14 protein-coding genes are annotated in these 16,710 nt (G+C 72.3%); 5 read left to right on the forward strand and 9 right to left on the reverse strand.

Features of this window, described 5'->3' with window-relative positions:
- Positions 1 to 18: 18 nt before the first annotated feature.
- A complete protein-coding gene (locus RM844_RS20455) occupies positions 19 to 381 on the reverse strand; it encodes a DoxX family protein (RefSeq protein WP_311668749.1) in 363 nt (120 codons plus the stop codon).
- The gene (locus tag RM844_RS20460; RefSeq protein WP_311668750.1) at positions 378 to 674 is read right to left on the reverse strand and encodes a hypothetical protein; all 297 of its coding nucleotides are present in this window, start codon (positions 672 to 674) and stop codon (positions 378 to 380) included. The genes RM844_RS20455 and RM844_RS20460 overlap by 4 nt, the downstream gene beginning before the upstream one ends.
- 127 nt (positions 675 to 801) lie before the next feature.
- Between RM844_RS20460 and RM844_RS20465 the strand changes: the two genes are divergently transcribed.
- Both RM844_RS20465 and RM844_RS20470 read left to right on the forward strand, forming a co-directional pair.
- Positions 802 to 1,671 (forward strand): sigma-70 family RNA polymerase sigma factor, encoded by an 870-nt coding sequence (locus RM844_RS20465; RefSeq protein WP_311668751.1) that lies wholly within the window; start codon positions 802 to 804, stop codon positions 1,669 to 1,671.
- Positions 1,672 to 1,704: 33 nt separating this feature from the next.
- Positions 1,705 to 2,490 carry a hypothetical protein gene (locus RM844_RS20470; RefSeq protein ID WP_311668752.1) on the forward strand — a complete coding sequence of 262 codons (786 nt, stop codon included), beginning with the start codon at positions 1,705 to 1,707 and terminating at the stop codon, positions 2,488 to 2,490.
- Between the two features lie 442 nt (positions 2,491 to 2,932).
- Here RM844_RS20470 and RM844_RS20475 read toward each other — a convergent pair whose 3' ends face one another.
- The 4 genes from RM844_RS20475 to RM844_RS20490 form a co-directional block, all read right to left on the reverse strand.
- On the reverse strand, positions 2,933 to 4,339 hold the full coding sequence (locus RM844_RS20475; RefSeq protein WP_311668753.1) for a DUF4189 domain-containing protein: 1,407 nt from the start codon (positions 4,337 to 4,339) through the stop codon (positions 2,933 to 2,935).
- Positions 4,340 to 4,425: 86 nt separating this feature from the next.
- Positions 4,426 to 5,295: a protein phosphatase 2C domain-containing protein gene (locus tag RM844_RS20480; protein WP_311668754.1), complete on the reverse strand. Its 870-nt coding sequence runs from the start codon at positions 5,293 to 5,295 to the stop codon at positions 4,426 to 4,428.
- 113 nt (positions 5,296 to 5,408) lie between these two features.
- The gene (locus RM844_RS20485; protein WP_311668755.1) at positions 5,409 to 6,089 is read right to left on the reverse strand and encodes a vWA domain-containing protein; all 681 of its coding nucleotides are present in this window, start codon (positions 6,087 to 6,089) and stop codon (positions 5,409 to 5,411) included.
- A 102-nt stretch (positions 6,090 to 6,191) separates the two neighbouring features.
- Positions 6,192 to 10,400, reverse strand: coding sequence for a CHAT domain-containing protein (locus tag RM844_RS20490; protein WP_311668756.1), 4,209 nt, complete (start codon positions 10,398 to 10,400; stop codon positions 6,192 to 6,194).
- A gap of 111 nt (positions 10,401 to 10,511) precedes the next feature.
- Here RM844_RS20490 and RM844_RS20495 point away from each other — a divergent pair, with 111 nt between their 5' ends.
- Both RM844_RS20495 and RM844_RS20500 read left to right on the forward strand, forming a co-directional pair.
- On the forward strand, positions 10,512 to 10,952 hold the full coding sequence (locus RM844_RS20495) for a hypothetical protein (protein WP_311668757.1): 441 nt from the start codon (positions 10,512 to 10,514) through the stop codon (positions 10,950 to 10,952).
- A complete protein-coding gene (locus RM844_RS20500) occupies positions 10,952 to 11,842 on the forward strand; it encodes a hypothetical protein (protein ID WP_311668758.1) in 891 nt (296 codons plus the stop codon). The genes RM844_RS20495 and RM844_RS20500 overlap by 1 nt, the downstream gene beginning before the upstream one ends.
- 158 nt (positions 11,843 to 12,000) lie before the next feature.
- Here the strand turns inward: RM844_RS20500 and RM844_RS33590 are convergent, their stop codons facing one another.
- Positions 12,001 to 12,390 (reverse strand): DUF5958 family protein, encoded by a 390-nt coding sequence (locus tag RM844_RS33590; RefSeq protein WP_394814558.1) that lies wholly within the window; start codon positions 12,388 to 12,390, stop codon positions 12,001 to 12,003.
- Positions 12,391 to 13,090: 700 nt separating this feature from the next.
- Between RM844_RS33590 and RM844_RS20505 the strand changes: the two genes are divergently transcribed.
- Positions 13,091 to 13,981: an AfsR/SARP family transcriptional regulator gene (locus tag RM844_RS20505; protein ID WP_311668759.1), complete on the forward strand. Its 891-nt coding sequence runs from the start codon at positions 13,091 to 13,093 to the stop codon at positions 13,979 to 13,981.
- A 28-nt stretch (positions 13,982 to 14,009) separates the two neighbouring features.
- Here the strand turns inward: RM844_RS20505 and RM844_RS20510 are convergent, their stop codons facing one another.
- Positions 14,010 to 14,579: a flavin reductase family protein gene (locus RM844_RS20510; RefSeq protein ID WP_311668760.1), complete on the reverse strand. Its 570-nt coding sequence runs from the start codon at positions 14,577 to 14,579 to the stop codon at positions 14,010 to 14,012.
- Complete coding sequence (locus RM844_RS20515) at positions 14,576 to 16,696, reverse strand: tetratricopeptide repeat protein (protein ID WP_311668761.1); 2,121 nt, start codon at positions 16,694 to 16,696, stop codon at positions 14,576 to 14,578. Before RM844_RS20515 ends, RM844_RS20510 begins: the two co-directional genes overlap by 4 nt.
- Positions 16,697 to 16,710 lie beyond the last annotated feature (14 nt).

A 16,710-nucleotide genomic window follows, 5' to 3' on the forward strand; every position in this document is an offset into this window, starting at 1 on the left:
ACCGGTCGGGCGCCGGGGTCAGGCCCCGGCCGCCCGGTCGAGCAGGTGAGCGGCCGCCGCCACCGCGAGCAGCAGGTACCCGCCGGGGAAGGCGATGTTGTAGAAGACCCTGGCCCGCACGTGGGCCACGACGGCGCCGACGAAGAACAGCACCAGGCCGACGCCGGCGGCGACTCCGAGCCAGGGCAGCGCGGCCAGCCCCACGACCAGCCCCACCGCCCCGGCCAGCTTCAGCGTCGCGAGCCAGGGCAGCGTGCTGGGGGGCAGGTTCACCTCGGCGGAGTTCCGCAACACGAACCCCGCCTTGGCGTAGTCGGCGACCGCCATGGACGCGTTCGCCACGACACACAGGAGCGTGGCGACGAAGAGGACCGTCGTCATGCCGGGTACCCGCCCACCACGGTGCTCGCCTTCGGCGTCAGGTCGTCGTCGGTCTGGCCGGGCAGCCAGCGGCGGAAGTCCGCCGCGGCGGGGATCGACGGCAGCGGGTTGGCCACCCCGTCGGCGAGTTCGAGGACCAGGGTGAAGACCGGTTCGTCCGCGTCCTGGAACGCGGTGTACCGCACCCCCGCCGGGGCCTCGGCCCGCACGGCGGCGCACACCGCCGCGATCCGTTCGGCCACCGTGGTGACCCGTTCGGGAGTGGTGCGGAACCGGACCGTGTGTACGCTCATCGTCAGGTGTTCTCTCTCGGGTGCTGGGCTCTTCGGAGCTGAGGTGGTTCGGAGCTGAGGTTGTTCGGGGCTGAGATTGCTGGTCTCGCCCGTCCCGACGTCTCCCACCTCGGAAAGGTGACACCTGGTGGTACCGATTGCGGAGTTCGAAGCGGCCAGGCCGCAGTTGACCGCGCTCGCGTTCCGACTGCTCGGCTCCGTCGACGACGCCGAAGACGCCGTGCAGAACACCTGGCTCAAGGCGACGGCCGCCGACCCCGGCGCCCTCCGCAACCCGGCGGCCTGGCTGACCACCGTCCTCACCCGGGTCTGCCTCGACCAGCTGCGGGCACGGCGGCGGCGCCGCGAGGAGCCGCTGTTCGCGGAGCTGATCCCGGCCGAGGCCCAGGCGGCCGACGAACGCTACCTGCGGCGCGAACGGATCTCCCGCGCGCTGCTGGTGGTCCTCGGCCAGCTGACACCCCCGCAGCGGGTCGCCTATGTGCTGCACGACCTGTTCGACGTCCCGTTCCGGGAGGTGGCGGAGACGCTGGGCACCAGCCAGGCCAGCGCGAAGAAGCACGCCAGCCGGGCCCGGGCCCGCGTTCAGGACGCCGACCCGGCGCCCGCCGCGACCGCCCGCGCCGACGGCTCCGTCGTTGACGCGTTCCTCGCCGCTGCCGCCGGCGGCGACCTCGACCGCATGCTCACCCTGCTGGCCGACGACTGCGTGCGCACCGCGGACGCCACCCTCGTCCCGCGCGGCACCCCGACCCGGGTGGCCGGCGCGGCCGAAGTGGCCGTGGAGACCCGGCTGTTCGCCGACCGCATCCGCGCCAGCGCCCCGATGCTCCTGGCCGGCCGCCGCGTCCACGTCATCGCCCCCGGCGGCCACCCCCTCGCCGTCATCGACCTCACCACCGAGGCCGGCCGCGTCACCCACATCGCCATCACCCCCGCCACCACCCACCCGGCCTTCGCACCCCAGCCAACCGCATCCGCGAGGGGGTTCCAGTGACCGGTGGCAGGAACCTTGCGGCAGCATGTGGTCATGAACCGTTTCGTTCGGCCGCTGTGGACGGTCGTCGTACTGCTCGGCTTCGGGCTGATCGTCGGCGGCATGGTCGCGCAGTTCGTCGGTGGTACGGGAGTTGACAACCGGCCGGCCTTGGTGGGGATGGTGCTGGTGGCGGTCTGGGCCGTCGCTCGGGTGGTCTGGGGCCGAGGGCTGGACTCGCCGAAGGGGGGCGGGCCCGGGCGGGCCGTCGGGCACGCCCTGGTGCTGGCGCTGGGGTTGCTGCTGGCCGTCTACCCGTCCCGGGCGGCGATCGTCGATGGCGTGCGGGCGGCCGGGGACGACAAGCCCGGCGTCGACATGCGCGAGCCCGAGGAGTTGGAGGCCGCCTTGGCGGCGCTCAGCGAGCGTGCCGGACATCGGCAGGTCGTCGATGTGACGATCACCCCGGTGGTGGTGTGGGCTCGGGTGCCGGTCGAACCGGGCGAGTGGGACGTACGCCTCTGGGGCTATCAGCAGGGCGAGATCACCGAGGCGGGGCGGGACAACAACGCCGTCCAACCGCCGTCGGCGGACGAGCAGTTCTCGATGGACGAGGTGGCATGGGACGAGATCCTGCCCGCTGTCGAGCGGGCGAGCGCGGAGTACGTCGCCGAGCACGGGGAGGAGCCGGACGGGGTCACCGAGATCCATGTCCGGCGCGGCTGGGACGACGCTTCACAGACGGAGCCCGTGCGCATCGATTTCGCCTTGGTGAGCGACGGGCGTTGGCAGTACACGATGGAGGCCGACGGCAGCGGCCTTGCCCGCGACCAGGACTGAGCCCGGGCCGCGCGCAGACCGTCTCCGGGACCGGGCACGGCCGATGGAAGTCCCGCTCGGTCAAGGTCGTGGCTCACGTCCCGTATGGGGCATCAGGGATCACCTGCCTGGGCGGACCCACAGATCCGGCCGCTAATCCGGCCTCATCCGTGTGGGAGACGCACGACGCCAACCGCGCGGGAAGCACAACTGAGCCCTGTCTCTCCTCGACAGCCAGCCGCTCTGCCGCATCGGTCACACGCCGAAGGAACTTCGCACGGGCCGCCAACACCCCGATACCGATGAGCCGCCCGGGATGTCCACCGAGGTTCCCCCCGCTATCTCGCATGCCAATCGAGCCAGGCCGCGGCAGCAGCCGGATCAGGTCCTCGGTCTCCACCGGGATGGCGAACCGGCGGGCCGGGGGGACACCCGTGGGGCCCAGTCGGGCCTGCGCGGCCGGCTACCTCGTGGTGCACTGCCAGGTGATCCATCGACCACCGCCGACGCGGGCCATGGCGTCCTGGGTGGCTTCGTCTGGCGTATCGCCGCTCCCCCCGTGGTACCTGTTGGTGCTGTCGTTGTAGGCGATGGCGCCGCACCCGTTGACGAAAGTCGTCAAGACCTGGCAGTCACTGCGGTTGCACTCATCCAGCGCCGACGCTCTGGCTTCCTCCTGGGTGTCCCAGTCCCAGGATTTACCGATGTTGCCGTCCGGGCTGATCGCCAGCGCTCCGTAGTTGTCCGGGGGAGGCGGTGGGGGCTCGGGCGGTGGTGGTTCCTCATAGGGCGGTTCCTCGTAAGGCGGTTCCTCAGGCGGCTCCACCTCCCATGGCTCCTCGTCAGGTGGCGCCTCGTACGCCGGCGTCGTGGGCGTCTCACCCACGGCGTTGTCGGGCGTCGAGTCGGTGTCCTCCTCCGTGACCGCCAGGAAGAGCAGGAGCGCCACGCCCGCGGCGACCGCGGTGGCGATGGCGGCGTTGTTGTTCTTGGCCGGCGGCGCGGGCGGGGTCCGGGTGGTGCGGGGCGGCGACGGGGCGGCGGTGCGGCGTGGCGTGGAGCCGGCGGCGGCCCGGGTCGAGGCCTTCCTGCTGGCGTTGTTGAGCGGTGCGGCCCACTGTGCCGGTGCCGGCCGAGCGGCTGGGTTTCGTGACAGGCCCGCGCGGGCCAGCCGGCCGAGCTCGGAGTCGAGCGCGGCCAGGGCGGCGGGGTCGGTCGCGGTTTGGTCTCGTGCCAGCAGGCGCACGGCCAGCAACGCGAACTTGTACGCGTCGCTGGCCCGGGTCGCTTTCTGCTCGCCGGCGGGGATCTCCCAGTCGGGTGTCTCGGCCTGCGGGAGGGCGGTGGCGCCGCGCAGCCGCACGGCGTCGCAGTCGATGAGGAAGCAGCCGGGCCTCCGGCGGGTGGTGAAGAGGAGGTTCTTCGGGGAGAGATCACCGATGGTGATGTCCATGGCGTGCAGCCGGCCGAGGGTGTCAGCGAGGTCCGCCAGCAGCAGGAGCCGGTCGCGTTCGCTGATGCGCAGACCGATACCGGCGACATAGGCGTCGTCGTTGAGCAGGTACTCCATGTTCGCCAGTCGGCGCGACGTCCCGGCGTTTCCCTGTAGGCCGCGGAGGGTGAACATGAAGCTGTCGGGGACGGCCCGCATCAGGAAACCGCAGACGGTGCCCTGGCGGCGGACCATGGCGGCGGGCCAGGCCATGCGCTCGGACAGCCAACGGCCCTCCGCGCCGGTCAACCGGTTCGGCAGCCGCACCAGTGCTTCCAGCGCGGACACGTCGAGTTGGGGCAGCACGCCGGGCGCGTACTCCTTGTAGACGGCGGCCCAACCGCCGCCCTGTGAGGTGTTGACCCTCTTGTTGGTCACCTGACGCACGGTGCCCTGCCCGCCCTGACCGAGCCGGCTCCCCAGCACGAGCGTGTGGCGGTCGAGGACGGGCGGCCGGCTGGATGTCACCGCGCTGCCGCTTCCCCGCTGGGCCAGATGGCGAGCAGGGTCCGGTCGTCGTCGAAGGTTTCCTTGGAGAAGTCCAGGAGGTGCGCCAACCAGGGGGGTGACGGGTACTCGGGTGCGCCAAGGTTCCGAGTGAACAGGGCGCCGACCGCGCCGTCACCGTCGCCGAGCGGGTCACCGAAGCCATCGGTGGCGATCAGCACGGCCTGGCCGGGCACCGGCCGGATCCCGACGGTCGGCAGCGGGTCGGGGACCTGCGGCAGCGGGTGCACCTCGTTCGACACCACGGCACTGTCCGAGCCCGTCTTGCTCTCGAACAGCGCCTGGTACGTGCCGCTCGCCAGGTCCAACACCCACGCCCCGGAGTCCCCGATCCGGCCGATGTCCACCGCGTGCCCCTCGGGGTCGGCGTAGGCCACCCCGAAAACGAGTGTCGTCGCGTACCGGTCCGCGACCTCGCCCAGTTGGGGTTCGCGGCCGCTCATGTCGCACGTGGCCAGCTCCCGGAGCCGGTCGGCGGCATGGTGAGCGACGTCCTCGAGGTCGAGCGGACCCGGCTGCTCGGTCAGCAGATCCAGCATGCGTGACACGGCCGTCCGGCAGGCCTCGGCGGCCCCGAGTTCTGCCTGCACGGCGCTGGACACCCCGTCGGCGACCGCGAACACCGTGCTTCCGGTGGGCTCGTGGACGGCGGCCCGTGCGGCGTCCTGGCGAGGTTGGCGGTAGTAGCGGTGCTTGGCGCCCCGGACCGAGGCGAAGCGCAGGGTGACCAGCGGAGTCGACCAGCCGTCGCATTCGGTGTCGGGGTGGTCGTAGGCCAACGGGCCGACCGGTGGCCGGGCTTCGAACTTCGGGCCTGGCTCCCCCACCGTGAGGCGCTGCCAGGGGGTGGATCCCGGGATAGTCGGGGGAAACGCGGGCCGGGGAGGGAGGTCGGCGCCGAAGCCCGGGCCACGTGGACCGGCGCCGCCGAGGTCCGTCATCAGCGGACCTCGTCGATCGCCATGGTGAACTGGTCAGGACGGTTCACCACAAGCTGCGGGTTGCTCGCGTTGAGGGAACTGCCCGAGGCGACCAGGCTGGTGGTGAGCGCGTGGAAGAACTCAGCGACGGCCTGACCGACGTCGGTGCCGGACTTGGCGATGAACGCGAACTCCTGGCGGGTGGCAACCTCGACCATGGTGGCCGCCTGCGCTTCGCCGATGCCACAGGCGATGATGTTTGGGGCGGTGGAAGTGCGTGCCCGGTCGGTGAGCGTGCCGTGTGGCGTCTGCCAGGCACGGCCGTCGGTGGGCTGTCCGTCGCTGAGGAAGAACACCACCGGCCGGTGGACCTTGTAGCCCTCGGCGCGCAATCGCTGCACGTCACGAGGAATGCGATGGAGCAGGTCGTCGAAGACCGCTCCGTAGTCGGTCAGGCCCCTGATGCCGACCTCCGGCAGGCTGGTGGCGGAGCGCATGTCGGCCATTTCCAGGCGGACTTGTACGTCGTCGGAGAATCCCAGCACGGTCAGCCGCAGCTTCGCGGAGACCATCGGCTCCGCCCTCAGTGCCTCGCAGAGCGAAACGAGTCCGCTGGACAGGTCCTGTCGATAGGGTGCCATCGACCCTGATTCGTCGGCCACTACGTAGGCCGGCAGCAGTAAACCCCGTGGTTCGGCCACCCGGATTCCCCCTCTTTTCGCATCCGTGTGTTCATTCTTGTCAACGCAGCCGCCAGTAGACACGAGCAGGACCAGCCGTGTTTCTTTTTCACATAATCTCCATCACGCACCGGTATGCGTGTGGGCGACCCACGTCGTGGGCGTCAGGGGGAACTTGGCGCGCAGGGCGCGCACCGCGTGGTGCAGGGCCGTGGCCGCGTGCGTGGGATCGGGTGCGACGCGCCCGCCCTGGGTGAGACGACCGTAGAAGTCGGCGGCGAGTTGCTGCGCTGGCCGGTCACCGACGGGCCACAGCGTGCCCACGACGTGCGGATACCCGGAGAGCTGGAAGGCACCCGTGAGATGCAGCGCCTCGTCGGCGAACCGGGTCAAAGTGGTAGAGCACGCGGAGAGGTAGGCGAGGCCACCGTTCAACCGCAGGGCGGCGATGTCGGCGACGGTCAGCGGGTCGTGTTGATGATCAGGGAGTACCAGCTGTCCCTGCCAGGGGTCGATCCGGGCGGGTTCGTGGTGACAGGCGAGGTGGACGATGGGATGGTCCGGCAGCGCGGCGAGCACCGAGGCGCGGGTCGGCTCACTCAGGACGGTGGCTCCGGGGACCAGGCCGGCGAGCAGCGCGGCCTCGGCCGCGGCGTTGGGGAGGGTCGCGACGCCGGGCGCGTCCGGGACCGCGATGACCGCGGTGCGGATGTCGGGCCGATCCTGCTGGTCGACCGCGCGGGCGCGGGCCAGGCCGCGGGCCGTGGCAGTGTAGGAGGAGACGACCCGGTCCAGTACGGTGCGCGGCGCGGCCCGGTGTGCCGAGCCGTCGGCCAGGTCCCGGTGGTGCCCGGCGGCGTGCAGCGGCAGGTAGGCCAGGTTGCCGACGGGGCACCACCACAGCCGTGGCCAGGGCTGGCCGGCGGCCGGTGGCGTGCGGCGTCCCAGAGCGGCCAGTACCGGTTCGGCGACGGTGTCCCAGAGCCAGGCGAGCACCTCAAGCAACTCGGCCTGCGCGGCGCGGCGTGCCATGGGGTCCACGTAGGGATCGACGGATCTGTCGACCGCTGCCGCCAGCGCCTTGACCTGCCGCACGACGTCGGAATCCCGCAGATCATGGAGCGGGACCACGGAGACCGGATGGTCGGGATCACCGGTCAGCACAAGCGCGTCACACCGCCTCGGCGCGGCGTAGACGTAGACCACCGGGCCCTCGGCAGCGGTACTGGTGAGGCCCGCTGCGCGCGGAGGCATGAGGAAGTCGGCACATCCGTCCTGCGCGCGGATCCGCCGGAGCAGTGCCTGCCACGCCGTCTGGGCCTCCGAACGGGCGACGGCGCGTGCCTCGGGCGTCACCGGCGAATCCCTGGAGGTGGGGAGAGGCCAGTCAAGGGCCGCGCGCCGGTTCCGCAGGTCCAGGAAGGTGGCGGCCAGACCGGGGTCTACCGCGCGAAGCCGGTCAAGGTCGGCTCCGACGGCAGCGACGGACTCGGCGGTCAACACACCACGCGACCCTTCGAGCAGTTCCACGGCTTGTGCCGGGCGACCAGCCGACAGGGCGGCGCTCGCCACCACCGGCGCGAGCGCGCCCAGATCGCCGAGGACCTGCCCGCGGTCGCCCAGGTCCAGCGCGCCCCGGCCGATCTGCGGCAACAGGCTGACGATCGCCTCCGCCGACGACACCGCCTCGACGGACTCCGCCTCAGCGGCGAGCAGGCCGTGAGCCCAGATCCGCAGTTCGGGTTCGGCGAGACCGTCCCCGACCATTGAACGAGCGACGGACAGCGCCTCTACCAGCAGACCGGGCTCACCGGTCCACTCGTACAGCAGAAAGAGCACGCTGCCGTGCTGGTGAAGGGCGTCGGCATGCGCTGGGAGGCCCGGCTCGGTACGGCTGACCAACGCGCGGGTGTGAGTGACCGCCTCATGCAGCGGCGCGCCATCGTCCTTCCGTACGGCGTTCAAAAGGAGTGCCTTGACCAGCAAGCTCTGTGCGACGAGGGACGGAGCCCCGTCGTTGCCCACGGCGGCCACGCACACCCGGCAGGCCTCGGTCGCCTCCTCCAACAGGGCTGCGTCGTGGCCCCAGAGCGCCCGAGTCAACGTCACCTGGGCGAGTTGCTGGTGCAGCCGGACGCGGAACGGGTGGTCGCGGGGCAATGTGGCCAGTCCTTCACGGCATGCCTCGATCGCCTCGGTGATGTCCTCGTTCCGGCCGGCCCGGGCGAAGGACATCTGCAGCGCGGAGGCGAGATTGCCCAGGAACATCGCCCGGTGGGCGTGGCGTCGGGGCGCGACGACGCACGCCTCCCGACCGGCCGCGACCGCTGCTCGCACCAGTGCGGAGTCGCCGGTGTGCGAGGCCAGGATCTGCAGGACGAGATTGAGGCCGTTCAGGTGCAGGGTGCGGTGCGGGTGGCGGCTGGGCGTGGCGGCGACAGCGGCGCGGGCGATCCGGACGGCGTCGCGGAGGACCACGAGGGGCTCCGCGACGTGCGAGGACAGCCCGAGCAGGGCGTGCGCGAGGTTGTTCAGCGCGGTGGCCCGGTCGTGGTGTCCTTCAGGCATGCCACCGAGGGCTTCTCGGAGGATGGTGACGGCTTCCTCGGCGGGTGCCCGACTGCCGCCGTTGCGGGCGAACGAGGCCAGTGCCATACCCAGATTCGCCAACCACACCACCCGGTCCGGGGCTTGACCGGAGGTGGCGACGGCCTCTCGGTGATAGGCGATGGCCTCCTCCGCGAGAGCCGTCCGTCCGGTGTGCTCGAAGGAACGGATCAGGACCATGCCCAGAAAGGACAGGGCCGGGGCCCGGTCTCGGTGCCGGTCTGGCATCGCGGCGACGGCCGCACGGCCGACGCTGATCGCCTCCCACAGTATGTCGTTGTCCCCGATCGCGTCGTGCACACGGAACAGCGTGAACACCAGGTTGTTCGCGCGACGGGCGAAATCCGGAACGCTCCGGGGCGTAGCTGCGACCACGGACCGCGCGAGGTCAGCCGCTTCGAGCAACCCGCCGACCTCCCCGCCGTGCTGGAACAGACCGAGAAGCCCCTTGGCCAGCCCATGCCGGAACTCCGTCTCCGCTGGGTCGGCCGCGACCGCCTGGCGACCGACCGCGACCGCCTCGGCCGACACGGCGGTCTCCTCGGGCAGGGCCTCGGCCAGTGACTGCAGGCACCAGCTGAGCCGGTACAGAGACCAGGCTCGCCGCGCCGCCTCGGCGCCGCCGACCGCGGTCCGCGCGGTGGCGACCGCCGCGCGCAGCAGGCCCACGTCATCGGTCTGGCTGCCCAACCGGGCGAGTGCTTGGGCGAGCAGGCCGACGGCCTCGGAGTGGGCGGGATGTCCCTCTGGGCTCACGGCGACGGCCTGTTGCACGACAGCGATGGCCTCGTGGAGGTGCGCCATGTCACCGAAGCGCCTGAACTGCGCGTCCAACGCCTTGCCGAGCAGCAGAAGTCGGGGACCACAGGCGGGGTCACGGGCGGGCGTCGCCGATACGGCGAGCCGGAACAGCGTGATCGCTTCGGCACCCGCGGCGGCATCGTCGTACAGTTCGGCCCAACGGGACCTCAGCACACCAAGGCTCGTCCGGTACCGCACCAGCTGGGGGTGGCCGGGCCTGGTCGCGACGACGGCTCTCCGACCGACGGTAGTCGCTTCGTCCAGCACCGTGGCGTCTCCGTCCCGGGTGAACAGCTGGAAGAGTGCGAGCCCGAGGTTGCTCAGCAACATCGGGTGCTCGGGGTGCGACGTGGCCTCCGCCGCCTCCCTGGCCACCGCGACGGCCTCGTCCAGCGAGGCATCCTCCCCCGTGGACTCGTACGCCATCCGCAGGCAGTTGCCCAGGTTGTTCAGGGCCATGGCCCGGTCGAGGGGCTGGGGCAGCGGGCCGGCAACCGCGATCCGGAAGAGGTCGGTGGCGCGGCGCAGCACCGGGAGTGCGTTGTCACGTTCGTAGGCGAGGGTCAAGAGGACGCCGAACTCGAGCGCCGCCTCGGCGTCCACGCCGTCCCTCTCTGTGCCCGCGTACACTTCGGCCAGCTCATCGGGGACCGCGCCGGGATGCCTGGCGTGCACCGGGGCCAGGAAGCGCACCGCCTGCACCAGGTCCTCCTGCTCGTCCGCCGCCCCCGGCCGGTAGCGCGTCCAGTGGTACCAGCCCAGCACGACAGCGCTTTCGAGGTCGGTGGCCGGGCCGACGACCGGGGTGAGCGTCGCGGCCACCCGCGCGGCATCGGCCGTGCGCAACGCGCTGGCGTCCCCCGTGTCGCGGGCACTCGCGACGCGGCACCGGAGATCCGCGAGCAGTTGGTTACGGTCAGCCATCGCGTTCCTCTCCGTTCCCCCACCTGGGGGCACAGGGCGGCGGTACATTGACAATCCTGCGCCAAGACGGGCCAGTTGACTGTCCGTCGGTAGAACGGATCGAGGTGGACCGTGAACGGCATTCGGGACCGGCTGGGGCTGCTGTGCGACCAACTCACCCGGTACCAGGCGATGGCCACGGAGATCGACACGGCCGGTGCCGGGCCACAACTGCGGGAACTCCTCGACCTGCTGTCCAACAAGCCCAACGCGCGCACCTCCGAAGCGAGGCTGGGAGACCTCTTGGACGTCATCGAGGACGCGTGCACTCGTCACGGTCTGGCCGCACTGGATGTACGAGGTCCGGCTGACGGCCGACCGGTAGCCGGGCGGCTGCCCCCGGGATTCGGCCTCGGGCGGGACGGCGCGGCGGTGCACGGGGCGGCGGGCGAGATGGATGCCTGGGTCTGCCCCTGGGGCCACTGCGGCCGAGTGGTCTTCCCCGAGGAGGCCGATGCGCCACCCGCCTGCGCGGCGGGCGACGAGCCACTGCGTGCATTCCCCTCGCGCTGATGTCCGCGCTGCTCACCGGCGTCGGCACCCGGATCGCGGAACGATGGTTGCAAACGGTCGTCCTGGCCGGACTGCTGTGGATCGCGACGCTGTTCATCGCCGTACGGCTCGGCCACACGCACCCGTTCGACGTCGACCGGCTGGCCGCGTGGCTCGACGAGACCGCCCAGGACAGGGCCGGGCAAAGCGGCTCCGCCGTCCTGCTCGCCGTCGCGGCCGCGCTACTGGCAGCCGGCGCCGCAGGCCTCGCGGCCGAGGCACTCGGCGGAGCGTTCCAGCGGCTGTGGGGCGCGACCGGTCACGGGCCACCACTGTCCTGGGTGCTGCGCTGGCGCCGGCACAGCCGGCGGCGACGCGACGAGCGCGCCCGGCGCGCCATCGCACGGGCCGCCGCTCACCGCCGCCGAGGCAGCCGGCTACTCCGCGCCCACGCCCGGCACACGGCCCGCCGCCGGAAGGTGCTGGAGCCGCAGCGCCCGACCCGGATAGGGGAGAGCTTTCACGCCGTCGCTATCCGGGTACAGGGCCGCTACGCGCTCGATCTGGAACCGGCCTGGCCACGGCTGTGGGCACTGCTCCCCGAAACCCTGCGTGCCGATGTCACCAGCGCCCGCCAAGCGTACGACTCCGCCGCCCGCCTGGCCGGCTGGGCGCTGCTCTACGCGACGCTGGCCGTGCTGTGGTGGCCCGCCGCGCTGGCCGGAACGGCCATCCTGGCCACGGCCGTCGGCCGCGCCCGGGACACCGCGGACCTGCTGGCCACTCTTGTGGAAACGGCGGTCGACCTACACCTGACGGACCTGGCGGAACGGCTCGGTGCCGGAGCCGGCGAGGACCCCTCCCCCACCGAACTCGGGCGGGCGGTGACGCAGCGCCTCACGGGCCCGTGAGGGCGCCGGCAGCCTGGTGGCACAACCGCCACGCCACCTATTTCCAGCATCGAGACCCCGATCGCACAGATCCGCGATGACGGCAACTCGACCGGGCAGGAACAGAATCACCAGACACCAGGAGATCTACCTGCTCGGCCAACCGGTGACGTCCACGCCTACGGCAGGGCGTGCCAGGCGTGACGACAAGTCCCCTGACATTCCCTTTCTCTGCGGCGCGTGTCAGCAACTGCGGAGTGGGGCAGATTGATGATCTTTCCCATCTGTTCGAGAACCGGCTTCCGAACAATCAACACCGCCGGCGTCATGGTCGGCTTGACCCCCGATCGCAGCAGCCCATCGCGGGCGTCATGCGCAGACGCACGCGCCTGCATCGAGTAGTGAACAACCTCTCGGAGCGCTTCCTTCTGCTCGGCCCGCTCCAACGAGGTGAACCAGTCCACAGCGCCGTCCGGAGCGCGAAACCCTTGAGCAACCTCGTTGATGATCCGTTCTGATGCCCGCGGGTTCGCACCTGCTCCGAGACTCGAATGCCGCGGACAACCCATTCCGGTTGGCTCCGCACGGTCAGGACGGTTGGGACTGTAGCGCGCCGATAACCTCGACCGCGCCCGCCTCTTATCCCTTTATCCATCACCGGTACCGCCTGGCGACGCAGCCCTGACGCAGTGACGTTTCTGAACGCCCCAGGCAGATGCACTCCCGGTCTGACATCTCATCGAGGGTTTTGTTCGCGGACTGGGAGCCCCATAGTTGACCGCCTCGGCGCCAAACTTCCGCGCCGGGCGCTGGCGAGTTGACCGGCAGGTCGACGAGTATTGGCTCGTGGTTCAACCCGGGGCCGGCGGAACACGCTCCGCGCGGGAGCCGTAGCTCGAAGCACAACGCGCCGGGTCCGCAGTGCCTACGGTACGGCGCAAGCCCGCTGGCCCCACACGGAAAAGGCGATGGTGGGTTTTCGGACAGGTGGGTGTGTCATCGGTGAGAACGCCCGGCCTTGACGGGGGCGTTGCTCGCGGTCGGGCAGCGTCCGGGCGGGATTTCACGCAGGTGGCGTTCGGGGCGGTGGCGGGCGGCGACCCCGGTGGGGTGGGAGCGGGCTTTGACCAGTTTCGGTGTTCTCAGCGTGCCCGCCGGTGGGAATGCTGGTTCACACTGTGTCGGGCTGGTGAAGGGGGCGTCGGGAGTGGATCACCTGACGGGTGAGGCGGGCGGGTTACCGGGCCCGCTCCGCGGTCGTGTGGGGACGTGTCCGGGTCAGGCACGGCGGTGAGCGGGCCGGTCGTCGAGCCGCAGGTGCCGGTGTCCGTCGGGCGCGGCCGGGAGCGGTTGCGGTTCCTGCTGTTGGGGCCGTTGAGCGTGGTGCGGGAGGGGCGGCCGTGCACGCCGAGCGCGGTGAAGCGGCGGGCGCTGCTGGCGTTGCTGCTGTTCTCGGCGAACCGGCAGGTGGCCGCGGGTGAGTTGGTCGAGGAGTTGTGGGACTCCCGCCCCCCGAAGTCGGCCCTGGCGACGTTGCAGATGTACATCTCGGGTCTGCGGCGCACCCTGGACCCGGCGCACAGCGCGGCCCGCCGGGCTCCGCGCAGCCATCCGCGGCTGACCACGGACGGGGCGACGTACCGGCTGCGGGTGCGGCCGGGGGAACTGGACCTGGAGCGGTTCCGGCTGCTGGCGGCGACGGGGCGGCGGCTGGTCGGTGAGGGGCAGTGCGGGCCGGCGAACCGGGCGTTCCACGAGGCGTTGGCGCTGTACCAGGGGCGTCCGTTGGCCGATCTGGCGGCGGCGGGGCTGCTGACGGCGCGGGTGACCCGGCTGGCCGAGGAGCGGCTGGCGGTCGAGCAGGACTTCTACGACACGGTGCTGTGTCTGGGGCTGGGGCCGCGGATCATCGGGGAGTTGACGGAGCGCAGCGCGCGCCACCCGTTGCGGGAGGCGTCGCACGAGCAGCTGATGTTGGCCCTGTGTCAGGCGGGCCGGCGGGCGGAGGCGCTGGCCGGCTACGCGTCTGCCCGGCGGGTGATCGTGCGGGAGATCGGGGTGGAGCCGGGGCCGGCGCTGCGGGAAGCGCAGGCGGTGGCGCTGAGCGACCGGGCGGTGGCGCTGGCGCGGCATCCACGCTGCCGGCCGGCGGCCGGCTGACCGGGCCCGGTGCGGGCGGGCCCGGTGGTCAGGAGACCGGGGGTGGTGGGTCGGTCAGCTGCCAGCCGAGGCGGCGACGGTAGTAGACCAGCGGCTCGTCGTGGTCGGGCTCGCAGTGGACGACCTCGCCGATGACCACGGCGTGGTCGCCGTGCTGGAAGGTGGCGGCCCGGGCGCAGCGCAGATAGGCGCGGTGGCCGGCCAGTCGTGGCACCGTGCCGTCCCAGGACCAGGCGAGGCGGGCGAACTTGTCGCCGCGGCCGGCGAAGAGGGCGGCCAACGCGGCGTCCCCGCGCCCCAGCAGGTGGACGCCGAACGCGGCGCCCTCGGTGAGGGCGGGGTAGGAGCGGGAGGTCTCCGCCACGGACACCAGCAGCGAGGGCGGATCGGCGCTGTAGGAGCACAGCGAGGAGACCAGCAGGCCGTGGGGGGTCAGGTCGGGGTGGCCGGTGGTGACGACGGCAACCCCGGAGGCGAGCGCGGCCATCACGTCGGCGAACGGGGCGCCGCCGGTGCGGGGTTGGCCGGCGCCGTGGGAGGGCGGGCCGGTGCCGGGTCGGCCGGCGGCGGGCAGCCTGGTCTCGGCGGTCAACGTCACACCCCGGCCTGTTCCGTCGCCCGGCGGCAGGCGTCGTGGCGGGCGCGGGCGTCGGGGTCGTCGACGGTGGCCAGGTAGGCCGCGAAGTCGGCGGCGGCCTGCGGGAATCGTCCGGCTGCCTCGTGCACCAGGCCCCGGTTGTACCGGAGTTCGGGGAGGTCGCCCAGGTCGAGGGCGCGGTCGAAGTCGGCGGTGGCGGCGGTGAGGTCGCCGGCCTCGAAGGCGAGGGCGGCGCGCAGGCCCCAGGCCTCGGCGAGGTCGGGGGCCAGGCGCAGGGCGGCGTCGAGGGCGCCGCGGGCCTCGTCGGGCTGGCCGGCCTCGGCGAGCAGCCGGCCGTGCAGGGTCAGCAGGTGGGGGTCGTCGGGTGCCGTGCCGAGGCCGGCCTCGACGCTGCGGGTGGCGGCGGCGTGCTCGCCCAGGTCGGCCAGGAGGCTGGCGTGGTTGAGGCGGGCGTCCATCCGGTCGGGGTCGAGCTCCAGGACGCGTTCGAGGTCGGCCAGCGCGCCGGTGGTGTCGCCGAGTTCGAGCCGGGCGTCGGCGCAGTTGTAGTAGGCCTCGGGGAAGGGCGGTTCGAGGCGCAGGGCTTCCTGGTAGTCGGCGAGGGCCTCGGCGGGGCGGCCCAGGCGGCGCAGGATGGTGCCGCGGTTGAAGTAGTGGTCGGCGAAGTCGTTCTCGGAGGCCATCACCTCGGCGTAGTCGGCGAGGGCGGCTTCCAGGCGGCCGCTCATGGCGTTGACCTGGGCGCGGTTGTAGCGCAGCCCGGTCCGGTGCCAGGAGCGTTCCCCGAGGTGGAGTTCGCGGTCCAGGCGGGCGATGCCGTCGTCGAGGAGGCGGAGCGCCTCGTCGGCGCGGCCGACGCGGGTTTCGATGAGGGCGAGTCCGTTGCGGTTGAAGACGGAGTAGAAGGCGCGTTCGCCGGGGTCGGGCAGCTGGTCGGCGAAGGCGATGGCCTGGTTGACCCAGGCCCTGGCCTGGTCGGGGTCGCGGCGGTCGGCGTCGAAGTGCCGGGCGTAGAGCATGGCGGTCTCGTAGGCCAGCTTCATGTGGACGACGGGATCGACGCTGGTGCGGCGGGCCTGGTCCTGGAGGTCCTTGGACTCGTCGGCGCGGCCGGCGGCGGCCAGGGCGACGGCGGTGTCGCGGATGGTCTCCCACCAGGTGTCGGGGTGCGCGGTGGGATCGACGAGGCGCAGGCCGCGTTCCCCGTAGGCGACGGCCGACTGGTAGAGGCCGAGGTGCTTGCAGTGCGTCTGGGCGTGCCGCAGGGCGGCGAGGCCGGCGCCGTGCGGATCACTGCCGCGTTCCAGGTGGTACGGCAGGGCGCCCAGGCGCAGGGACGGTTCGGTCGCGGCGACGGTGGCCAGCTCGGCGGCGCGGGCGTCGTGCAGGGCGGCGCGTTGTTCCGGGGGGAGGCTGGCGTAGTGGTGGGCCCGGGTGGGGTCCTCGTCGGTGCCGTCGGCGGCGACATGGGCGCGGGCGGCGGCCAGCGGGTCGGGGTGGGCGTCGGCGGCCGGTGGCGGGTCGGCGGGTGCGCCGGTGTGCGGGACGCAGTGCCGGGCGACGGCGTCCAGGAGGGAGGCGTCGACCGGTCCCGGCGGGTCGACGGGGAGTTCCGGGCCGGTGTGCAGCACGAGGGTGAGCCGGTGGGCGGGCATCCGGCGCAGCAGGACGGCGAGGAACTCACGGTCGGTCGGGTCGGCGTGGTCGACGGCGTCGACGATCAGGGTGCGGGGGGTGTCGGGCAGGGCGTCGAGGTAGCCGTGGAGGAAGTCGGTCAGGCCATGGGAGATGCGGAGCGAGTGTTGGCGCGCCGGGTAGCGGGCGACGGGGGCGACGCCGGGCTCGCTGCTGAGCATGGCGCGGGTCAGCCGCGGCACGCGGTCCGCCAACTCCGGTGCTGCTTCCTGTAGTTCGATGGCGTGCCGGGGGCCGAGTTCGGGCCGGAGGCGGAGCGCGTCGTCGGCGATGGCGCGCAGCAGGGTGCCGGCGGCGGTGTAGGGGCCGCGCAGACCGCGGTGGGCGCTGACCCGGGCCAGCGGGGGCGGGAGGGCGAGGGCGGCCCGCAGGGTGTCCCGCTCCGTGGGGCGCGCGGCCGCGATCCAGTGGTGACTGCGCATGACGCCGACTCCTT

It is taken from the genome of Streptomyces chisholmiae, assembly GCF_031845445.1.
Lineage (GTDB): Bacteria > Actinomycetota > Actinomycetes > Streptomycetales > Streptomycetaceae > Streptomyces > Streptomyces chisholmiae.

Coding starts and splice junctions, on each gene's coding strand:
- RM844_RS20460 (WP_311668750.1), bottom strand. CDS start 674: ATGAGCGTACACACGGTCCGGTTCCGCACCACTCCCGAACGGGTCACC.
- RM844_RS20515 (WP_311668761.1), bottom strand. CDS start 16,696: ATGCGCAGTCACCACTGGATCGCGGCCGCGCGCCCCACGGAGCGGGAC.
- RM844_RS20500 (WP_311668758.1), top strand. CDS start 10,952: ATGTCCGCGCTGCTCACCGGCGTCGGCACCCGGATCGCGGAACGATGG.
- RM844_RS20490 (WP_311668756.1), bottom strand. CDS start 10,400: ATGGCTGACCGTAACCAACTGCTCGCGGATCTCCGGTGCCGCGTCGCG.
- RM844_RS20455 (WP_311668749.1), bottom strand. CDS start 381: ATGACGACGGTCCTCTTCGTCGCCACGCTCCTGTGTGTCGTGGCGAAC.
- RM844_RS20470 (WP_311668752.1), top strand. CDS start 1,705: ATGAACCGTTTCGTTCGGCCGCTGTGGACGGTCGTCGTACTGCTCGGC.
- RM844_RS33590 (WP_394814558.1), bottom strand. CDS start 12,390: ATGGGTTGTCCGCGGCATTCGAGTCTCGGAGCAGGTGCGAACCCGCGG.